The sequence below is a fragment of the Pseudomonas sp. A2 genome (genome assembly GCF_023100865.1).
Lineage (GTDB): Bacteria > Pseudomonadota > Gammaproteobacteria > Pseudomonadales > Pseudomonadaceae > Aquipseudomonas > Aquipseudomonas asiatica.
This window is the reverse complement of the sequence record NZ_CP039127.1, coordinates 5,082,127-5,101,262: the sequence shown is the minus strand read 5'-3', so window position 1 is coordinate 5,101,262 and position 19,136 is coordinate 5,082,127. Positions and strand designations below refer to the sequence as shown.

Below are 19,136 nucleotides of genomic sequence, written 5' to 3'. Positions count from 1 at the left end.
TCAAGGCGCCGGGTTCGGTTGCTCCTGGTGAATCGCCTCGATCGCCGCCAGCAGTTCATCACTCAGGCTCAGCTCGAGGCTGGCAAGGTTGCTGTCCAGCTGTTCGAGGCTGGTCGCGCCAATGATATTGCTGGTCACGAACGGCTGCCGGGTAACGAACGCCAGGGCCATCTGCGCCGGGTCCAGGCCGTGCTCGCGGGCCAGCTGCACATAGCGGCTGCAGGCCGCCACGGTCTGTGGGTTGGAATAACGGGCAAAGCGGCTGAACAGGGTCAGGCGTGCGTTTTCCGGGCGTGCGCCGTTCTCGTATTTGCCGGAGAGCATGCCGAAAGCCAGCGGCGAATAGGCCAGCAGGCCGCATTGCTCGCGGATGGCCACTTCCGCAAGGCCCACCTCGAAGCTGCGGTTGAGCAGGTTGTAAGGGTTCTGGATCGATACCGCTCGCGGCCAGCCGCGGCTTTCAGCCAGTTGCAGGAACTTCATGGTGCCCCACGGCGTTTCGTTGGACAGGCCGATGTGACGGATCTTGCCCGCGCGTACCTGCTCGTCGAGCACTTCGAGGGTTTCTTCCAGCGGGGTGAAGTGGTCCTGTGGCAAATGCTGGTAGCCCAGCTTGCCAAAGAAGTTGGTGCTGCGCTCGGGCCAGTGCAGCTGGTACAGGTCGATGCGGTCGGTCTGCAGGCGCTTGAGACTCTCGTCCAGCGCCGCGACGATATGCTGGCGGTTGTGCTTGAGCTGGCCGTCGCGAATATGGCTGATGCCGTTGCCGGGGCCGGCGACCTTGCTGGCCAGCACCCAGTCATCGCGATCGCCATTGTCACGGAACCAGTTGCCTATGATGCGCTCGGTGGCGGCGTAGGTTTCGGGGCGCGGCGGCACCGGGTACATTTCGGCGGTGTCGATGAAGTTGACCCCGGCGGCCTTGGCCCGGGCAATCTGCTCGAAGGCCTCGGCCTGACTGTTCTGTTCGCCCCAGGTCATGGTTCCAAGGCACAGGGCGCTGACATTGAGGTCGGTACGGCCAAGCTGGCGGTATTCCATCGGATAGACACTCCTTGGCAAAGAAGCCCATCAAAGCAGGTTGAAATTTTTCGCGCAATCTGGATAATTCGGCACCTCTCCGTGTGGCGGAAGTGATGCACCACCACGCAGGAAGAACCCCGTCGAACATTGGCGTGCCTGACCCGAGCCCCCAAAAGCGTCAGCGTTCGGCTGCGCGCTTGCCCTTGGCAAGCTGTGCACTATCCAGTAAGATTCGCCGTCTATTTTTCGCTGGGCGGCCTCTGAGGCTTTAGAGAATGAAAACTTTTACTGCTAAACCGGAAACAGTAAAGCGCGAGTGGTTCGTAGTCGACGCCGCTGGCCAGACCCTGGGTCGTCTGGCTACCGAAATCGCTAGCCGTCTGCGTGGCAAACACAAGCCAGAATACACCCCTCACGTTGACACCGGCGACTACATCGTCGTTATCAACGCCGAGCAGGTTCGTGTGACTGGTGCCAAGTCTTCCGACAAGATGTACTACTCCCACTCCGGTTTCCCGGGCGGTATCAAGGAAATCAACTTCGAGAAGTTGATCGCCAAGGCCCCTGAGCGTGTTATCGAAACTGCGGTCAAAGGCATGCTGCCGAAGAACCCGCTGGGTCGCGACATGTACCGCAAGCTGAAAGTGTACGCGGGTGCTGCTCACCCACACACTGCTCAGCAGCCTCAAGAACTGAAGATCTAACGGGATAGTTCATTATGTCGGCGACTCAAAACTACGGCACTGGCCGTCGCAAGACCGCAACCGCTCGCGTATTCCTGCGTCCGGGTACTGGTAACATTTCCATCAACAACCGTTCTCTGGACGTGTTCTTCGGTCGCGAAACCGCTCGCATGGTTGTTCGTCAGCCGCTCGAGCTGACCGAAACCGTTGAGAAGTTCGACATCTACGTCACCGTTTCCGGTGGTGGTGTCAGCGGTCAAGCCGGTGCGATCCGTCACGGTATCACCCGCGCTCTGATGGAATACGACGAAACCCTGCGTGGCGCTCTGCGTCGTGCTGGCTACGTCACCCGCGACGCTCGTGAAGTCGAGCGTAAGAAAGTGGGTCTGCGTAAAGCGCGTAAGCGTCCTCAGTACTCCAAGCGTTAATACCGCTTCGGCAGTCGAAAAAAGCCCGGTTCTTTGGAACCGGGCTTTTTTTATGTCTTGAACTAACCTGTCAGCATGTCCGTGACGACTTGCCGCATAGACGCAGATCAAGCAAAGCGAGGGTTGTAGCCCGTTCCCCGGGTAATCACCTTGTCAGTGTGTGGATTTGTTTCTTACCATGGCGGCCAATTTTTAGTGCCACAGACATTACCTAAGTACAGGCCAGGTCCAACTGGTCAAGCAAGCTGATGGGAGAGGACTGAATGAGCAATGACGGCGTCAACGCAGGCCGGCGCCGCTTCCTCGTAGCCGCGACATCCGTAGTCGGGGCGGCGGGGGCAGTGGGGGCTGCGGTACCGTTCGTGGGGTCATGGTTTCCCAGTGCCAAGGCGAAAGCCGCGGGTGCACCGGTGAAGGTCAATATCGCCAAGGTCGAGGCCGGGCAGCAGATGGTGGCCGAGTGGCGCGGCCAGCCAGTGTTCATCGTTCGGCGAACGGACGAGATCCTCGGTAACCTGAAAAAGGTCGTAGGTGATCTGGCTGACCCCGAGTCCAAGGCCTCGGTGCAGCCCACCTACGTCGATCCGCAGGTTCGTTCGATCAAGCCGGAAATCCTCATCCTTGTTGGCCTGTGCACACACCTGGGCTGCTCGCCCACCTTCCGCCCGGAAGTCGCACCCGCTGACCTTGGCCCGAAATGGGTCGGTGGCTATTTCTGCCCATGCCACGGTTCCCACTACGACCTGGCCGGCCGTGTCTACAAGTCGCAGCCGGCGCCACTCAACCTGCCCGTGCCACCGCACTCTTACGAGTCGGACGAGATCGTCGTCATCGGCGTTGACCAGGAGAACGCATGATGAGCAAGTTCATGGACTGGATTGATGCTCGCTTCCCCGCGACCAAGATGTGGGAAGACCACCTGAGCAAGTATTACGCACCCAAGAACTTCAACTTCCTGTACTTCTTCGGCTCGCTGGCGTTGCTGGTGCTGGTCAACCAGATCGTCACCGGTGTGTGGCTGACCATGAGCTTCACACCCTCGGCAGAAGAGGCGTTCGCCTCGGTCGAGTACATCATGCGGGATGTGGAATACGGCTGGATCCTGCGCTACCTGCACTCCACAGGTGCATCGGCGTTCTTCATCGTCGTCTACCTGCACATGTTCCGCGGCCTGCTCTACGGTTCCTACCAGAAGCCGCGTGAACTGGTGTGGCTGTTCGGCATGCTGATCTACCTGGCGCTGATGGCCGAAGCTTTCATGGGCTACCTGCTGCCGTGGGGCCAGATGTCGTACTGGGGTGCCCAGGTGATCATCTCGCTGTTCGGTGCCATTCCGGTGATCGGTGGCGACCTCACCCAGTGGATCCGTGGTGACTACCTGATCTCGGGTATCACTCTGAACCGCTTCTTCGCCCTGCACGTGGTTGCCTTGCCGATCGTGATTCTCGGCCTGGTGGTCCTGCACATCCTCGCCCTTCACGAAGTGGGTTCGAACAACCCCGATGGCGTCGACATCAAGAAGAAAAAGGACGAAAACGGTATCCCGCTGGACGGTATCCCGTTCCACCCGTACTACACCGTCAAGGATATTGTCGGCGTGGTGGTGTTCCTGTTCGTGTTCTGCGCCGTGGTGTTCTTCTTCCCGGAAATGGGCGGTTATTTCCTGGAGAAACCTAACTTCGAGCAGGCGAACGCCTTCAAGACCCCCGAGCACATTGCGCCTGTGTGGTACTTCACGCCGTTCTACGCGATCCTGCGTGCGGTGCCTGACAAGCTGATGGGCGTCATTGCCATGGGTGCGGCCATTGCCGTGTTGTTCGTCTTGCCCTGGCTCGACCGCAGCCCGGTCCGCTCCATGCGCTACAAGGGCTGGATCAGCAAGCTCTTCCTGCTGGTGTTCTGCGTGGCCTTCGTCATCCTCGGCATACTGGGCGTGCTGGCGCCGACACCTGGGCGTACCTTGCTGTCGCAGGTGTGCACGGTGTTGTACTTCGCCTACTTCCTGCTGATGCCGTTCTACACAAGGCTCGAGAAGACCAAACCGGTTCCGGAAAGGGTGACTGGCTGATGAAAAAGTTGATTGCAGTATTTTTGCTGGCAGTGATGCCTGCCTTTTCCTTCGCGGCCGAAACGGGCCTGGAGCTGGACAAGGTCGACATCGACCTGAGCGACAAGGCCGCCATGCAGGACGGTGCGCGTACCTTTGCCAACTATTGCATGGGTTGCCACAGTGCGAAGTTCCAGCGTTACGAGCGGGTTGCCGATGACCTGGGCATTCCCCACGAGCTGATGCTCGAGAAGCTGGTGTTCACCGGTGCCAAGATCGGTGACCACATGCAGATCGGCATGAAGCCCAGTGACGCCAAGACCTGGTTCGGCGCCGCACCGCCCGACCTGACACTGGTGGCCCGAGTGCGTGGTACCGACTGGTTGTACACCTACCTACGCAGCTTCTATGAGGACCCGTCGCGGCCTTATGGGGTGAACAACAAGGTGTTCCCGAACGTCGGCATGCCTAACGTGCTGGTCGGCTTGCAGGGTAACCAGGTGGTTGGCTGCAAGCAGGTGCAGACCGTGACCGATGGCAAGAAGCAATTCGACCCACTGACTGGTAGTCCGCTGACCCATGAAGCCTGCGACCAGCTGACCATTACGCCGAATTCCGGTACCCTGACGACCGAGCAGTTCGACGAGAAGGTCAAGAACCTGGTGACCTTCCTGGCCTATTCGGCCAACCCGGTCAAACTGGAAAGCCAGCGCATCGGTACCTACGTGTTGCTGTACCTGGCTTTCTTCTTCGTATTCGCCTATTTGCTCAAGCGTGAATACTGGAAGGACGTGCACTGATCACGCAGTAGTTTCTGGTTGTTGAACGCGCCCGTGGTGGCCTGGCAGATCTGCCAGGTCCCCACGGGCGCGTTTTCATTTACAGTTTTACAAGCATCCCGTACGAGGAGGCGCTACATGGGCGCAACCAACAGGTTAGCCTGCTATTCCGACCCCGCTGATCACTATTCTCATCGGGTACGCCTCGTGCTGGCCGAGAAGGGCATCAGCGTGCAGGTCATCGATGTCGATCCCGGTCGACTGCCGCCCAAGCTGGTCGAGGTGAATCCTTACGGCAGCGTGCCGACCCTGGTCGATCGTGACCTGGCGCTGTATGAATCGACCGTGGTGATGGAGTACCTCGAGGAGCGTTATCCACATCCGCCGCTAATGCCGGTGTACCCGGTTGCGCGGGGGAACAGTCGCTTGCTGATGCACCGCATCCAGCGCGACTGGTGCTCCCTGGCCGATACCGTGCTCGATCCGCGCAGTAGCGAGGCTGCCCGAACCGAAGCGCGCAAGGCATTGCGTGAGAGCCTGACCGGGGTCTCGCCGTTGTTCGGCGAGTACGCCTGCTTCATGAGTGAGGAGCAAAGCCTGGTCGATTGTTGTCTACTGCCCATCCTCTGGCGTCTGCCGGTGTTGGGTATCGAGTTGCCGCGGCAAGCCAAGCCGCTGCTGGATTACATGGAGCGGCAGTTCGCCCGCGAGCCTTTCCAGGCGAGCCTGTCCTCTGTAGAACGTGAAATGCGCAAGCTTTAAGGAGCCGTTGATGAACTCCAGTCGCCCCTATCTGGTTCGAGCACTGTACGAGTGGATCGTCGACAACGATTGCACGCCCCATATGCTGGTCAATGCCGAATTCCCGAAGGTCCAGGTGCCGGACGGTTTCGCCAGTGATGGCCAGATCGTCTTGAACATCTCGCCAAGTGCCGTGCGCAGCCTGCACATGGACAACGACGCGGTCAGCTTCGAGGGCCGCTTCGGTGGCGTGGCTCACTCGCTGTACGTGCCGGTTGGCGCCATCCTGGGTATTTACGCCCGCGAGAATGGCCAGGGTATGGTCTTCGAGCTGGAGTCGTCCATGATGGATGACGATGAGCAGGAAGATGATGATGTGCAGCCGGATGACGATGGCCCGCCAGAGGGTGGTGGCCAGCCGCCACGCCCGACTGGTCGGCCAAGTCTGAAAGTGGTCAAGTAATAAAAAAGGCGATCCAACCGGATCGCCTTTTTTTAATTACGCCAGCCCTGCTTACAGGTCGCTGATGGTACGTACCTGGTCCTTGTTGATGCGGGTACGCTTGCCGTCGAGTTGCTGGAACTCATAGAAGCCGGCGTCACGGTCGAACTTCGGTACGTCGACGGCCTGGATTTCACGGCCATCGTTGAGGGTGATCAGGCTTGGTGTAGAGCAGCCGGCCAGGGTGGCGAAAGTGCCGAACAGCAGGGCAGGCAGCAGAAGCTTTTTCATGCGGTGTTTCCTGGATTTCTGAAAAGACAAGGTGTTGTGCTTGCCTGTGCTGGCCTCTTCGCGGGCAAGCCCGCGAAGAGGCCAGCACAGGCTGATGAATCAGTCGATGTACTCGAACAGCTTGACGATCTTCTGCACACCCGACACGCCCTGTACCACGGCAGTGGCCGAGTTGGCCTCCTGCTGGGTCACCAGGCCGAGCAGGTAAACGATGCCATTCTCGGTAATCACCTTGATGCGCGAGCTGGGCACGGCATTGTCGGTCAGCATCTGGGTCTTGATCTTGGTGGTCAGCCAGGCGTCGTTGTTGCGCGCCAGGATGGAGGAGGGTTGCATCACCTGCAGCTCGTTGTGCACTTTCTTGACGCGCTGTACCTGGCTGGCAGTCTGCTCGGCGAGGCTCTTGAGGTCGGCGCGCGGTGTCTGGCCGGCCAGCAGGACGATGCCGTTGTAGCTGCTGACAACGATGTGCGAACCTTTGTCCAGGTCAGGGCTGGCCTTGGCGATGTTGACCGAAGCCTTGGTTTCGATCAGCGAGTCGTCGATCTTGCTGCCGATGGTGCGCGTTCCGCGATCGTCCTCGATCGGCGAATTGCGGGTAGAGGTCAGTACCGAGCTGCAACCAGTGACGCTCAGGCACAGGGTCAGGGCCATAAGGCCGAGGCGCATAGGGGTCATTCTTCACTCCCGAACAGTTGGCTGTCGATCAGATCACACAGGCAGTGGATCGCCAGCAGGTGGACTTCCTGGATACGCGCGGTAACCGTCGAAGGTACGCGGATTTCCACGTCTTCAGGCAGCAGCAGCGAAGCCATGCCGCCGCCATCGCGACCAGTCAATGCTACGACAATCATTTCGCGGTCATGTGCGGCCTGGATCGCCTGGATCACGTTGGCCGAGTTGCCGCTGGTGGAGATCGCCAGCAGAACGTCACCGGGCTGGCCCAGCGCGCGGATCTGCTTGGAAAAGACTTCGTTGTAGCTGTAGTCGTTGGCGATCGAGGTCAAGGTCGAGCTGTCGGTGGTCAGCGCGATGGCCGGCAGGCTCGGGCGTTCGCGCTCAAAGCGGTTGAGCAGCTCGGAGGAAAAGTGCTGGGCATCGCCGGCCGAGCCGCCGTTGCCACAGGCGAGCATCTTGCCCTCGTTGAGCAGCGCGTTGACCATGACCAGGCTGGCCTGCTCGATGTGCGGTGCCAGGATGTCCATTGCCTGTTGCTTGGTATCGATGCTGGCCTGGAATAGCCGGCGAATTCGGGATTGCATGTCCATCTGGTGACCTTAAGTGGGGCGGTGGCCTTTGCTACGCGCAACAACGACCAGCCCGCGAAACATAGAGCAAAAAAATCGGAATGGGTTCAGCATTCGAAGGCGTTTTTCAGCCATTGAAGCGGTCTGCCTGCATGGTGGCTGCCCTGTAGGGCGACTACGTCGAAGCGGCAGGGGTGGTTGCCCCAGTGGGGCTCCTTCTGCAGGAACAGGCTGGCGGCGAGCACCAACCGTTTCTGCTTGCGCCCGTCGATACTGCCGAGGGCGCCACCGAAGCCCGCGTGCAACCGGTAGCGGACTTCGACGAATACTACTGTATCGGCGTCGAGCATGACCAGATCAAGCTCACCGCCTTTGCATCGCCAGTTGCGCGCCAGCAGTTGCAGGCCCTGCCCTTGAAGATATTCAAGGGCCTGGCTTTCCGCTGCCTGCCCGGCGCTGGTGGGCGACGCTGCTGCCATCAGCGAGGAGTGTCAGGCAGGCGCTGGACCTGGCCACCGACGAACTCGGCCCAAGGTAGCTGGCGCTCGACACGCTGGTTGGCGTTCATGCTCAGGCTGCCCGAAAGGCCCAGTACGCGGTTGTCCGGTAGCGCTTTCAGCTGGCCCAGGCGCGGCGCCAGGCTGTAGGCGTCGACGCCCATGGCATACAGGCGGCCCAGGCTGCCTGCCGCTTGCGGCCATTGCTGCACGACCTGCTGGCGCAGGCTGTTGCTGGTATCGAGCAGCCACGGGGTTTCGCAGAAGCGGATACCGTTCATGTCGTTGTACTGGTTGACGTCACCACTGGCGCTATACAGGTTCGAAGTGGCGTAGACCGGCACGTCACCGGCGTACTGGAAGTTCAGGGTCGGCTTGATCTGCTGGGCCTGTTGCGGGGTCGAGGCGAGGAAGATGAAGTCGATGTCCTGGCGGCGCGACGGCTGCGCGGCGATGCTGCCACCTACCGTGCTCTGCAGGCTCTTGGCGCGGCCTTCGCTCTGGCGCAACTGGAACAGGTCGGCAATCTGCTGGGCCAATGCGACCGGCTGGGCGATGCGTTCGGCGGCGAGCAGAGTGCCACCGTTGCCTTCCCAGTCCTGGCGGAAGGCGGCAAGCACACGATCGCCCCATTCGCCGCTCGGCACCAGGGCAACTGCGCGGACCATGCCATCGGCGCGGGCGCGACGGGCCACTTCACGGGCTTCGTCTTCGGCAGCGAGGCCGAACTGGAACAGCTGCGGTGGAGCCTTCTGGCCGGCGTCGGCGTAGTTCAGGGCCAGGGTGGTGATCGGCAGTTGTGGCTTGGCAGCCAGTTGCTTGACCAGCGGTTTTTCCAGCGGGCCGATGACCAGCTGTACGCCTGCGGCCTGGGCCTGGCGATAGAAGTCGTCGAGCGAGCCGATGCGCGAGCTGTCGAATACCTGCACGGCTGGCGCCTGCTGGCCGGCTTGCTGGGCCTGGAAGTGTGCAGCCATGAAACCGTCACGCAGGGCGCGGGCAACACCGGCAAGCGGGCCTTCCTGAGGCAGCAGCAGGGCAATCTTGGTCAGCGGTTGGCTGGCCAGCTCCTTGAGCTTGGTCAGAGCCAGCGGCAGTTGCTGGGCGGCCGGGTGGTCCGGGTGCTGTTTGACCCAGGCGTCGATCGCCGCTTGCTGCTGTTCCAGGGTACCGGCGCTTTTTACCGCGAAGGCCAGGCTGGTCCAGCCGGCAAGGGTCTGGTCGTTGCCTGGCTGCTGCAGTTGCTCTGCCGGCAGCGAGGCGACCAGTGCCCAGATGGCGTCATTGTTGGCGCTGGCGGCCTGACCGCTGAGCAGCGGGCCCAGCAGCACGCGCTGTTGCGCGGCGGCGAGGGCCTGGCCATCGGCTTCGAGGGCGGCCGCGTGCACGCTGTAGGTGCGCGCTTGCTGTTCTTCCGGCAGTTCGGCGACGCGCTGCAGGCTGGGGTGGGCCAGGGCGGCCAGGGCAGCCTTGGGCTGGTTGCGGCTCATGGCCAGCTCGGCACCGAGGGTGCTGGCGAACACTTGCTGGGCCGGCTTGAGTGTGTCCAGCGGCACCTGCTCGAGGATGCGTGCGGCGCGTGGGAAGTCCTTCTGCCTGTAGGCCAGGTCGGCTGCGCTCAGGCGCAGCAGCGCGGCGTCTTCCGCGGACTTGCTGGAAGCAGCCTTTTCGAGCAGTTGCTCGATGCTGGCGTCCGGGGTGCGTGGCAGTTCGCCCAGGCTGGATGAGGGCGAGCTGGCGCAGGCTGCCAGCAAGGCAGCAAGGCAGAGGGCTGTGAACAGCCGCAGGCAAGCGATCATGTAAAGGTCCTGTTACTCGATCAAGGTGGCCGGCAATTGTACCCAAGCGCTGGCCGGGGCGCGATGTTGCCGTGTCGATCCTTCACTATAGGAGGCCTGCCATCGGTCGTCGGCGAAGTTCTTTGCGCCCTGTTGCAGGCGCTCGGGCTACAATGGCGCCTTTGATCCGAACGACAGGTGTGCGCAGTGACTGATGTGGCAGGGGCTTCGAAATCCACGGTGGGGACGCTGTATGTGGTCGCAACCCCTATCGGCAACCTCGACGACATGAGTGCCCGGGCGCTGAAGGTGCTGGCGGACGTGGCCCTGATCGCGGCGGAAGATACCCGTCATTCGGTCCGTCTGCTGCAGCACTTCGGCATCGACACGCCGCTGGCGGCCTGCCATGAACACAACGAGCGTGACGAGGGCGGGCGTTTTCTCACCAAGCTGCTGGCAGGCGAGAATGTGGCGTTGGTTTCCGATGCCGGCACGCCGCTGATTTCCGATCCGGGGTACCACCTGGTGCGCCAGGCGCGTGCTGCGGGGGTAAATGTGGTCCCGGTGCCGGGCGCCTGCGCTCTGATCGCCGCGCTGTCGGCAGCCGGCCTGCCGTCGGACCGTTTCATCTTCGAAGGCTTCCTGCCGGCCAAGGCGGCGGGACGGCGGGCGCGCCTGGAGCAGGTAAAGGAAGAACCGCGCACGCTGATCTTCTACGAGGCCCCGCACCGTATCCTGGAATGCCTTGAAGACATGGAAGCGGTATTCGGTGGCGAGCGCCCGGCGCTGTTGGCGCGTGAGCTGACCAAGACCTTCGAGACCCTCAAGGGCCTGCCCCTGGCCGAGCTTCGCGCCTTCGTTGCTGGTGACAGCAACCAGCAGCGCGGTGAGTGCGTGGTACTGGTTGGTGGCTGGAGTGCGCCGGAGGGCGAACAGGCGATCAGTGCCGAAGCGCAACGGGTGCTCGACCTGCTGCTGGCCGAGCTGCCACTCAAGCGGGCGGCGGCGCTGGCTGCGGAAATTACCGGGGTGCGCAAGAACCTGCTGTATCAACTTGCACTGGAAAAGCAGAAAACCGAATAGTGGCATATTGATATAAATGCCGGTATTGCTTGTTCTTGGGCGCGCGTGCCGTTAATCTTGGCGGTGGAGAGTCGATCGGACAGTCGCTGCCTGCTTTTGTTCCGCAACAGCAGGGGGAGGAAAGTCCGGGCTCCATAGGGCAGAGTGCCAGGTAACGCCTGGGAGGCGCGAGCCTACGGAAAGTGCCACAGAAAATAACCGCCTAAGCACTTCGGTGCCGGTAAGGGTGAAAAGGTGCGGTAAGAGCGCACCGCACGGCTGGCAACAGTTCGTGGCTAGGTAAACCCCACTCGGAGCAAGACCAAATAGGGTTCCATCAGGCGTGGCCCGCGTCGGAACCGGGTAGGTTGCTAGAGGCGTCCAGTGATGGCCGTCGTAGAGGAATGACTGTCCTCGACAAAACCCGGCTTACAGATCGACTCTCCACCTTTCCCTCCCTGCTTTATTCGATAGCAGATGCCCTCTGGTAATACCGAAAAAATCTTACTCTTAATAAATCACTTTAACTTCGAACTCCATTCGCCTGCGTGGGTTTGATTTTTCTCGTGTTTTTTTCTGCTCGGTAGTCCTTCCGCATTCCTTTATTGCGCTAAATCTCGGTCCTGTAAGGCTTTTCCTTCCGAACGTGCCTTGACGGTGCTGCGAGCGGATTCCTATAGTGTGCGCAAGTGGCAGAAAGTGGGATGAAGTGGGTTTTCTGGCACAAAAAAGCTAACATTGTGGGGAATCGCAGCCGTGTTCCGCGGAGCCAACGCCGTCAGCCTCGATGCCAAGGGCCGTCTCGCCATGCCGAGCCGGTACCGTGACGAGCTCGATTCGCGTTGCAATGGTCAGCTGATCGTGACCATCGACGCCGTTGACCCCTGCTTGTGTGTTTATCCCCTCGATGAGTGGGAACAGATAGAAGCCAAGTTGCGTGCCTTGCCATCGTTGCGTGAGGAAAACCGCCGCCTTCAGCGTTTGCTGATCGGTAACGCGGTTGACCTGGAGCTCGATGGCAGTGGGCGTTTCCTGGTACCGCCCCGTCTGCGTGAGTACGCCAAGCTCGACAAGAAGGCGATGCTGGTAGGGCAACTGAACAAATTCCAGCTGTGGGATGAAGATGCCTGGAACGCGGTTTCGGCAGCAGACCTTGCAGCTATTCAACAACCGGGCGCCATGCCCGACGAATTGCGTGACCTGATCCTGTGACCATAGATAGCGGCTTCAACCACATTACCGTCCTGCTCGACGAAGCTGTCGAGGCATTGGCCCTGCGCGCCGACGGTTGCTATCTGGACGGCACCTTTGGCCGTGGCGGGCACAGCCGGCTGATTCTCAGCAAGCTCGGGCCGCAAGGGCGGCTGCTGGGTTTCGACAAAGATCCACAGGCGATTGCCACGGGGCAAGCGCTGGCGGCCGAAGACGGCCGCTTTGTCATTGTGCAGCGCAGCTTTGCCGAGCTGGGCGCGGAAGTGGCGGAGCGTGGCCTGGATGGCAAGGTCAGCGGCGTATTGCTGGACCTGGGCGTTTCCTCGCCGCAGCTGGATGACCCCGAGCGGGGCTTCAGCTTCCTCAATGATGGCCCGCTGGACATGCGCATGAACCCGGACCAGGGCATCAGCGCCGCCGAGTTCATCGCCACTGCACCTGAAGAAGAAATAGCCCGTGTGTTCAAGGAGTACGGCGAAGAGCGTTTCGCCAAGCGCATGGCTCGCGCCGTGGTGCAGCGCCGCGAACAGCAACCGTTCACCCGCACCGGCGACCTCGCCGAGGTGCTGAAGGTGGCCAACCCGGCCTGGGAGAAGGGCAAGAATCCGGCGACCCGCGCCTTCCAGGGCCTGCGTATTCACGTCAACAACGAACTGGGTGATCTCGAGGCAGGCCTGGAGGCCGCGATCGATGCGCTGGAAGTGGGCGGCCGCCTGGCAGTGATCAGCTTCCATTCGCTGGAAGACCGCATCGTCAAGCTGTTCATGCGCAAGCTGGCCAAGGGCGAGGCTGACAACCTGCCGCGCAACCTGCCGGTACAGCACAAGGTCTTCGAGCCGAAAATCAAGCTCATCGGCAAGGCTCAGTTCGCTTCCGACGCCGAGCTCAAGGCCAACCCGCGGGCGCGCAGCGCCGTTATGCGGGTGGCGGAGAAGCTGCGGTGAGCAGGCTGTTTGCCAAACCTTTGCCAGGCGGAAGCTTCCTGATGCTTCTGCTGTTCGTTGCCGTGCTGGTTTCGGCCATCGCCGTGTCCTACAGCGCGCACTGGAACCGTCAGTTGCTCAACACGCTGTACGGCGAATTGAACGAACGTGACAAGGCCCAGGCCGAATGGGGCCGGCTGATTCTCGAACAAAGCACCTGGACCGCCGCCAGTCGCATCGAGAACCTGGCTTCCGAGCAACTGAAGATGCGCGTACCTTCGGCTGACGAAGTACGGATGGTGGCGCCATGATGAAGCTCGAAGGCGCACTCTACCCCTGGCGCTTCCGCGTGGTGATCGGCTTGCTGGCGCTGATGGTCGGTGCCATCTGCTGGCGCATCATCGACCTGCAGGTAGTCGACCGTGATTTCCTCAAGGGGCAGGGCGATGCGCGCAGCCTGCGTCACATCCCTATCCCGGCTCACCGCGGCCTGATCACCGACCGTAACGGTGAACCGTTGGCGGTCAGTACCCCGGTCACCACCCTGTGGGCCAACCCCAAGGAAATGCAGGCCTCCAAGGACCGCTGGCCGCAGCTGGCAGCAGCACTGGGGCAGAACCCGCAACAGCTGACCGAGCGCCTGACCCAGCAGGCCAGCAAAGAGTTCATCTACCTTGTCCGCGGCCTGACCCCGGAGCAGGGCCAGCATGTGCTCGACCTGAAAGTGCCGGGCGTGTATGGCCTGGAAGAATTCCGCCGCTTCTACCCGGCCGGTGATGTCACCGCGCACATGGTTGGCTTCACCGACCTTGACGACCACGGTCGCGAAGGGGTGGAGCTGGCCTATGACGAATGGCTGGCTGGCGTACCCGGCAAGCGGCAGGTGATCAAGGACCGGCGCGGCCGGCTGATCAAGGACATCCAGGTAACCAAGAACGCCAAGGCCGGGAAGACCTTGGCGTTGTCGATAGACCTGCGCCTGCAGTACCTGGCCACCCGCGAGCTGCGCAACGCCATTGCCGAACAGGATGCCAAGGCCGGCAGCCTGGTGATCATGGACGTCAAGACCGGTGAGGTCCTGGCCATGGTCAACCAGCCGACCTACAACCCCAACAACCGCCGCAGCATGTTCCCGGCCGCCATGCGTAACCGCGCGATCATCGACGTGTTCGAGCCGGGCTCCACGGTCAAGCCGATCTCCATGAGTGCGGCACTGGAAAGTGGCCGCTGGAAGCCGACCGACAAGGTCGAGGTGTACCCGGGCAGCCTGCAAATTGGTCGCTACACCATCAAGGACGTGTCCAGGAGCGAAGGCCCGATCCTCGACCTGACCGGTATCCTGATCAACTCCAGTAACGTCGGCATGAGCAAGATCGCCTTCGACATCGGCGGCGAGGCCATCTACCGGGTCATGTCCCAGGTCGGCCTGGGTCAGTACACCGGCCTTGGCTTCCCCGGCGAGCGCGTCGGCAACCTGCCTAACCATCGCGAGTGGCGCAAGGCCGAAACTGCGACCCTGTCCTATGGCTATGGCGTGTCGGTGACCGCCCTGCAGCTGGTGCATGCATACGCGGCGCTGGCCAACGACGGCAAGATGGTGCCGCTGTCGATCCTCAAGGTCGACAAGGCCCCGGAAGCGGTGCAGGCCATTCCGAAGGAAACCGCCGAAACCATTCAGGGCATGCTGCAGCAGGTGATCGAAGCGCCGCGCGGGGTGTTCCGTGCCCAGGTTCCGTTCTACCACGTGGCCGGCAAGTCAGGTACCGCCCGTAAGGCCACCGTCGGTTCCAAGGGCTACACCGAAAACGCCTACCGCTCGCTGTTCGCCGGCTTCGGGCCGATGAGCGACCCGCGCTACGCCATCGTCGTGGTTATCGATGAGCCTGGCAAGGGCGGTTACTTCGGTGGCCTGGTTTCGGCACCGGTGTTCAGCAAGGTCATGTCCGGCACTCTGCGCCTGATGAACGTTCCGCCAGACAACCTGCCTCCACCGGCACCCGTAGAACAATCGCAAGTCAATGCTGCTGCAACCGCCAAGGGAGGGCGTGGATGATGACAATGCCATTGAGCAAGCTTTTCGCTCACGCCAGCCGTGACCCGTTGATCCGTGAACTGACGCTGGACAGCCGCAATGTGCGTCCGGGTGATCTGTTCCTGGCTGTTCCGGGCGCCAAGGTCGATGGCCGCGAGCATATCGCCGATGCCCTGGCGCGTGGCGCTGCCGCCGTAGCCTATGAAGAGCAGGGCACGAGCGTCCTGCCAATCACCGATGTGCCGCTCATCCCGGTCAAGGGCCTGATCGCCCAGCTTTCGGATATCGCAGGTCGCTTCTATGGCGAACCGAGCCGCCAGCTGAACCTGGTGGGCGTGACCGGTACCAACGGCAAGACCAGCGTCACCCAGTTGGTGGCCCAGGCGCTGGACTTGCTTGGCCAGCGTTGCGGCCTGATCGGCACCCTGGGTACCGGCTTCTATGGTGAGCTGCAGAGTGGCCGCCTGACCACGCCCGACCCGATCGCCGTACAGTCGACCCTCAACGACCTCAAGAAAGGTGGCGCCAAGGCCGTGGCCATGGAGGTTTCCTCCCACGCCCTGGAGCAGGGCCGGGTCGCCGCGCTGGAATTCGACATCGCGGTCATGACCAACCTGTCCCGCGACCACCTGGACTACCACGGCAGCATGGAGGCCTATGAGGCCGCCAAGGCCAAGCTGTTCACCTGGCCGAGCCTGCGTTGCCAGGTGGTCAACCTGGATGACGATTTCGGCCGTCGCCTGGCCGCCGATTTTGCCCGCCGCCCGAGTGTCGACCATATCGAGACCCGGTTGCTCAGCTACAGCCTGGAGAACCCGGAGGCCTCGCTGTTCTGCCGCGAAGCCGTGTTCAATGACGATGGCGTGCGCGCCACCCTGGTCACCGCCCAGGGCGAACGTACCCTGCGCAGCCAGTTGCTGGGCCGCTTCAACCTGAGCAACATGCTCGCCGCCGTGGCGACCCTGTTGGCGCTGGACTATGCGCTGGACGAAATCCTCGAGGTCACCCCGAAACTGCAGGGGCCTATCGGCCGTATGCAGCGCCTGGGTGGGGGCGACAAACCGCTGGTGGTGGTCGACTATGCGCACACCCCGGACGCCCTGGAGAAAGTGCTCGAAGCCCTGCGCCCGCATGCGCACGGCAAGCTGCTGTGCCTGTTCGGCTGCGGCGGCGACCGAGACCGCGGCAAGCGCCCGCTGATGGCCGAAGTGGCCGAGCGCCTGGCCGACCGCGTGCTGGTAACCGACGACAACCCGCGTACTGAGGACCCGCTGCGCATCTTTGACGACATCCGCCCGGGTTTCGCCAAGCCTGCCGAGGTCGAGTTCGTTGCCGGTCGTGGCGAAGCCATAGCGCACCTGATTGCCACCGCCGCTGCCGACGATGTGATCGTGCTGGCCGGCAAGGGGCACGAGGATTACCAGGAGATCAATGGCGAGCGTCATGATTTCTCCGATTTGACCGAGGCCGAAAAGGCACTTGCAGCCTGGGAGGCTCCACATGCTTAAGCCGATGTCACTCAGCCAGCTGACCACAGCACTGAGTGGTCAACAAATCGGTGCTGACGCCACCTTCACCGGCGTCAGCATCGACAGCCGCAGTGTTGGCGCCGGGCAACTGTTCGTCGCCCTGGCCGGCCCGCGCTTCGATGGCCACGACTACCTGGCCGATGTGAAGGCCAAGGGCGCTGTCGCGGCCCTGGTCGAGCGTGAAGTAGCCGATGTCGACTTGCCGCAGCTGCTGGTCGCCGATTGCCGCCTGGCCCTCGGCCAGCTTGGCGCGCTGAACCGTGCTGCCTTCGACAAGCCGGTGGTGGCCATCACCGGTTCCAGCGGCAAGACCACGGTCAAGGAGATGCTCGCCAGCATCCTGCGCACCCGTGGCCTGGTGCACGCCACCCGCGGCAACCTGAACAACGACCTCGGCGCGCCGCTGACCCTGCTGGAGATCGCCCCCGAGCACAGTGCCGCGGTGATCGAACTGGGCGCCTCGCGCATTGGCGAGATCCGCTACACCGTGGGCCTGACCCGGCCCCAGGTGGTCATCATCAACAACGCCGGCACCGCCCACGTTGGCGAGTTCGGCGGCCCGGAAAAGATCGTCGAAGCCAAGGGCGAGATTCTCGAAGGCCTGGGCGAGGGCGGTATCGCCATCCTTAACCTGGACGACAAGGCCTTTGATATATGGAAGGCACGTGCCGGAGCGCACAAGATCTTCAGCTTTGCCCGCAACAATCCAATGGCCGACTTCCATGCCTCTGACATCGGCCGCGATGCCCGTGGTTGCCCGTCGTTCAAGCTGCATGGCGCTGGCGACACGGTAGACGTGCAACTCAATGTGCTCGGTGAGCACAACGTCAGCAATGCCCTGGCTGCCGCTGCGGCTGCCCATGCCGTTGGTCTGAGCCTGAGCGGCATCGCCGCAGGCCTGGCTGCCGTGCAACCGGTCAAGGGCCGTACCGTGGCGCAGATTGCGCCGAACGGCGTGCGGGTGATCGACGACAGTTACAACGCAAATCCCACCTCCATGTGCGCGGCCATTGATATACTCGCCGGCTTTTCCGGGCGCACCGTCTTGGTGCTTGGGGATATCGGCGAACTGGGGCAATGGGCGGAAGAAGGCCACCGTCAGGTGGGTGACTACGCGCGTGGCAAGGTCGACGCCCTGTACGCAGTGGGTTCCAACATGACACACGCGGTCAAGGCGTTCGGAGCCAATGGCCGCCATTTCGCTACTCAAGCTGAGCTGATCGACGCGGTTGGCGCCGAGAATGCCAGCGACACCACTATCTTGATCAAGGGCTCGCGCAGCGCTGCGATGGAAAACGTCGTGGCGGCATTGTGCGGTGCCAGCGGGGAGAAACATTAATGCTGCTGCTGTTGGCCGAGTATCTGCAACAGTTCCACAAAGGCTTCGCGGTCTTCCAGTACCTGTCCCTGCGCGGGATTCTGGGTGTGCTGACCGCGTTGTCCCTGGCGCTGTGGCTGGGGCCGTGGATGATCCGTACCCTGCAAATCCGCCAGATCGGCCAGGCCGTGCGTAACGACGGCCCGCAATCGCACCTGTCCAAGTCCGGCACCCCGACCATGGGTGGGGCGCTGATCCTGTCCGCCATCGCCGTCAGCACGCTGCTGTGGGCCGACCTGACCAACCGCTATGTGTGGGTGGTGCTGATCGTTACCCTGGCATTCGGTGCCATCGGCTGGGTCGACGACTACCGCAAGGTGATCGAAAAGAACTCGCGTGGCCTGCCGAGCCGCTGGAAGTACTTCTGGCAGTCGGTGTTCGGCCTGGCTGCAGCCATCTTCCTGTACAAGACCGCGCCGACCAGCGTCGAAACCACGCTGATCCTGCCGTTCATCAAGGATGTCACCATTCCGCTGGGCATCGGCTTCGTCGTGCTGACCTACTTCGTCATTGTCGGTTCGAGCAACGCGGTCAACCTCACTGACGGCCTCGACGGCCTGGCGATCATGCCGACGGTGATGGTCGGCGGCGCCCTGGGCATCTTCTGTTACCTGTCGGGCAACGTTAAGTTCGCCGAATACCTGCTGATCCCCTATGTGCCGGGCTCGGGCGAGCTGATCGTGTTCTGCGGCGCGCTGATCGGTGCCGGCCTGGGCTTCCTGTGGTTCAACACCTACCCGGCGCAGGTATTCATGGGTGACGTCGGCGCGCTGGCGCTGGGCGCCGCGCTGGGCACCATCGCCGTGATCGTCCGCCAGGAAATCGTGCTGTTCATCATGGGCGGCGTGTTCGTCATGGAAACCCTGTCGGTGGTGATCCAGGTTGCCTCCTTCAAGCTGACCGGCAAGCGCGTGTTCCGCATGGCGCCGATCCACCACCACTTTGAACTCAAGGGCTGGCCAGAGCCACGGGTGATCGTCCGCTTCTGGATCATCACCGTGATCCTGGTGCTGATCGGCCTTGCAACCCTGAAACTGAGGTAGA

At 62.0% G+C, this 19,136-nt stretch carries 21 protein-coding genes and 1 other RNA gene; 16 read left to right on the top strand and 6 right to left on the bottom strand.

What is annotated here, in order from left to right; genetic code table 11:
* A complete protein-coding gene (locus E5221_RS23640; protein WP_015271724.1) occupies positions 1 to 1,041 on the bottom strand; it encodes an NADP(H)-dependent aldo-keto reductase in 1,041 nt (346 codons plus the stop codon).
* A gap of 257 nt (positions 1,042 to 1,298) precedes the next feature.
* Between E5221_RS23640 and rplM the strand changes: the two genes are divergently transcribed.
* The 7 genes from rplM (at position 1,299) to E5221_RS23605 (ending at position 6,164) form a co-directional block, all read left to right on the top strand.
* The gene (gene rplM / locus E5221_RS23635) at positions 1,299 to 1,727 is read left to right on the top strand and encodes a 50S ribosomal protein L13 (protein ID WP_003260798.1); all 429 of its coding nucleotides are present in this window, start codon (positions 1,299 to 1,301) and stop codon (positions 1,725 to 1,727) included.
* Positions 1,728 to 1,741: 14 nt separating this feature from the next.
* Positions 1,742 to 2,134, top strand: coding sequence for a 30S ribosomal protein S9 (gene rpsI, locus E5221_RS23630; protein WP_003260797.1), 393 nt, complete (start codon positions 1,742 to 1,744; stop codon positions 2,132 to 2,134).
* 263 nt (positions 2,135 to 2,397) lie between these two features.
* Positions 2,398 to 2,991, top strand: a complete 594-nt coding sequence (gene petA, locus E5221_RS23625) for a ubiquinol-cytochrome c reductase iron-sulfur subunit (protein ID WP_015271723.1) — start codon at positions 2,398 to 2,400, stop codon at positions 2,989 to 2,991.
* Entirely contained in the window at positions 2,991 to 4,202 is a 1,212-nt protein-coding gene (locus E5221_RS23620; protein ID WP_003260795.1) for a cytochrome bc complex cytochrome b subunit, read from the top strand. Before petA ends, E5221_RS23620 begins: the two co-directional genes overlap by 1 nt.
* Positions 4,202 to 4,981, top strand: a complete 780-nt coding sequence (locus E5221_RS23615) for a cytochrome c1 (protein WP_013974125.1) — start codon at positions 4,202 to 4,204, stop codon at positions 4,979 to 4,981. The genes E5221_RS23620 and E5221_RS23615 overlap by 1 nt, the downstream gene beginning before the upstream one ends.
* Before the next feature lie 117 nt (positions 4,982 to 5,098).
* Positions 5,099 to 5,722, top strand: coding sequence for a glutathione S-transferase N-terminal domain-containing protein (locus tag E5221_RS23610; protein ID WP_015271722.1), 624 nt, complete (start codon positions 5,099 to 5,101; stop codon positions 5,720 to 5,722).
* A gap of 10 nt (positions 5,723 to 5,732) precedes the next feature.
* Positions 5,733 to 6,164, top strand: a complete 432-nt coding sequence (locus E5221_RS23605; protein WP_039613003.1) for a ClpXP protease specificity-enhancing factor — start codon at positions 5,733 to 5,735, stop codon at positions 6,162 to 6,164.
* A 51-nt stretch (positions 6,165 to 6,215) separates the two neighbouring features.
* Here the strand turns inward: E5221_RS23605 and E5221_RS23600 are convergent, their stop codons facing one another.
* From E5221_RS23600 to E5221_RS23580, 5 genes are all read right to left on the bottom strand, one after another.
* Positions 6,216 to 6,434, bottom strand: a complete 219-nt coding sequence (locus E5221_RS23600; protein WP_003260792.1) for a YgdI/YgdR family lipoprotein — start codon at positions 6,432 to 6,434, stop codon at positions 6,216 to 6,218.
* A 99-nt stretch (positions 6,435 to 6,533) separates the two neighbouring features.
* Complete coding sequence (locus tag E5221_RS23595; RefSeq protein ID WP_015271720.1) at positions 6,534 to 7,112, bottom strand: BON domain-containing protein; 579 nt, start codon at positions 7,110 to 7,112, stop codon at positions 6,534 to 6,536.
* Positions 7,109 to 7,702 (bottom strand): phosphoheptose isomerase, encoded by a 594-nt coding sequence (locus E5221_RS23590; RefSeq protein WP_012274070.1) that lies wholly within the window; start codon positions 7,700 to 7,702, stop codon positions 7,109 to 7,111. Before E5221_RS23590 ends, E5221_RS23595 begins: the two co-directional genes overlap by 4 nt.
* 86 nt (positions 7,703 to 7,788) lie before the next feature.
* The gene (locus E5221_RS23585; RefSeq protein ID WP_039613002.1) at positions 7,789 to 8,160 is read right to left on the bottom strand and encodes a YraN family protein; all 372 of its coding nucleotides are present in this window, start codon (positions 8,158 to 8,160) and stop codon (positions 7,789 to 7,791) included.
* The gene (locus E5221_RS23580) at positions 8,160 to 9,977 is read right to left on the bottom strand and encodes a penicillin-binding protein activator (protein ID WP_123084247.1); all 1,818 of its coding nucleotides are present in this window, start codon (positions 9,975 to 9,977) and stop codon (positions 8,160 to 8,162) included. The genes E5221_RS23585 and E5221_RS23580 overlap by 1 nt, the downstream gene beginning before the upstream one ends.
* Before the next feature lie 186 nt (positions 9,978 to 10,163).
* Between E5221_RS23580 and rsmI the strand changes: the two genes are divergently transcribed.
* The 9 genes from rsmI to mraY all read left to right on the top strand — a co-directional run bounded on the left by rsmI (position 10,164) and on the right by mraY (position 19,135).
* Positions 10,164 to 11,039 carry a 16S rRNA (cytidine(1402)-2'-O)-methyltransferase gene (gene rsmI / locus E5221_RS23575; RefSeq protein ID WP_039613000.1) on the top strand — a complete coding sequence of 292 codons (876 nt, stop codon included), beginning with the start codon at positions 10,164 to 10,166 and terminating at the stop codon, positions 11,037 to 11,039.
* A gap of 67 nt (positions 11,040 to 11,106) precedes the next feature.
* Positions 11,107 to 11,466: RNase P RNA component class A (rnpB, locus tag E5221_RS23570), an RNA gene on the top strand.
* 308 nt (positions 11,467 to 11,774) lie between these two features.
* On the top strand, positions 11,775 to 12,230 hold the full coding sequence (gene mraZ, locus E5221_RS23565) for a division/cell wall cluster transcriptional repressor MraZ (RefSeq protein WP_004575120.1): 456 nt from the start codon (positions 11,775 to 11,777) through the stop codon (positions 12,228 to 12,230).
* 2 nt (positions 12,231 to 12,232) lie between these two features.
* Complete coding sequence (gene rsmH / locus E5221_RS23560) at positions 12,233 to 13,174, top strand: 16S rRNA (cytosine(1402)-N(4))-methyltransferase RsmH (RefSeq protein WP_169774642.1); 942 nt, start codon at positions 12,233 to 12,235, stop codon at positions 13,172 to 13,174.
* Positions 13,171 to 13,464, top strand: a complete 294-nt coding sequence (ftsL, locus tag E5221_RS23555) for a cell division protein FtsL (RefSeq protein WP_003260787.1) — start codon at positions 13,171 to 13,173, stop codon at positions 13,462 to 13,464. Before rsmH ends, ftsL begins: the two co-directional genes overlap by 4 nt.
* On the top strand, positions 13,464 to 15,206 hold the full coding sequence (locus E5221_RS23550) for a penicillin-binding protein 2 (RefSeq protein WP_161551483.1): 1,743 nt from the start codon (positions 13,464 to 13,466) through the stop codon (positions 15,204 to 15,206). Before ftsL ends, E5221_RS23550 begins: the two co-directional genes overlap by 1 nt.
* Positions 15,206 to 16,693, top strand: a complete 1,488-nt coding sequence (locus E5221_RS23545) for a UDP-N-acetylmuramoyl-L-alanyl-D-glutamate--2,6-diaminopimelate ligase (RefSeq protein ID WP_247847762.1) — start codon at positions 15,206 to 15,208, stop codon at positions 16,691 to 16,693. The genes E5221_RS23550 and E5221_RS23545 overlap by 1 nt, the downstream gene beginning before the upstream one ends.
* Entirely contained in the window at positions 16,686 to 18,053 is a 1,368-nt protein-coding gene (gene murF / locus E5221_RS23540) for a UDP-N-acetylmuramoyl-tripeptide--D-alanyl-D-alanine ligase (protein WP_247846536.1), read from the top strand. The genes E5221_RS23545 and murF overlap by 8 nt, the downstream gene beginning before the upstream one ends.
* Positions 18,053 to 19,135, top strand: a complete 1,083-nt coding sequence (mraY, locus tag E5221_RS23535) for a phospho-N-acetylmuramoyl-pentapeptide-transferase (protein ID WP_023661969.1) — start codon at positions 18,053 to 18,055, stop codon at positions 19,133 to 19,135. The genes murF and mraY overlap by 1 nt, the downstream gene beginning before the upstream one ends.
* Position 19,136: the final 1 nt, after the last annotated feature.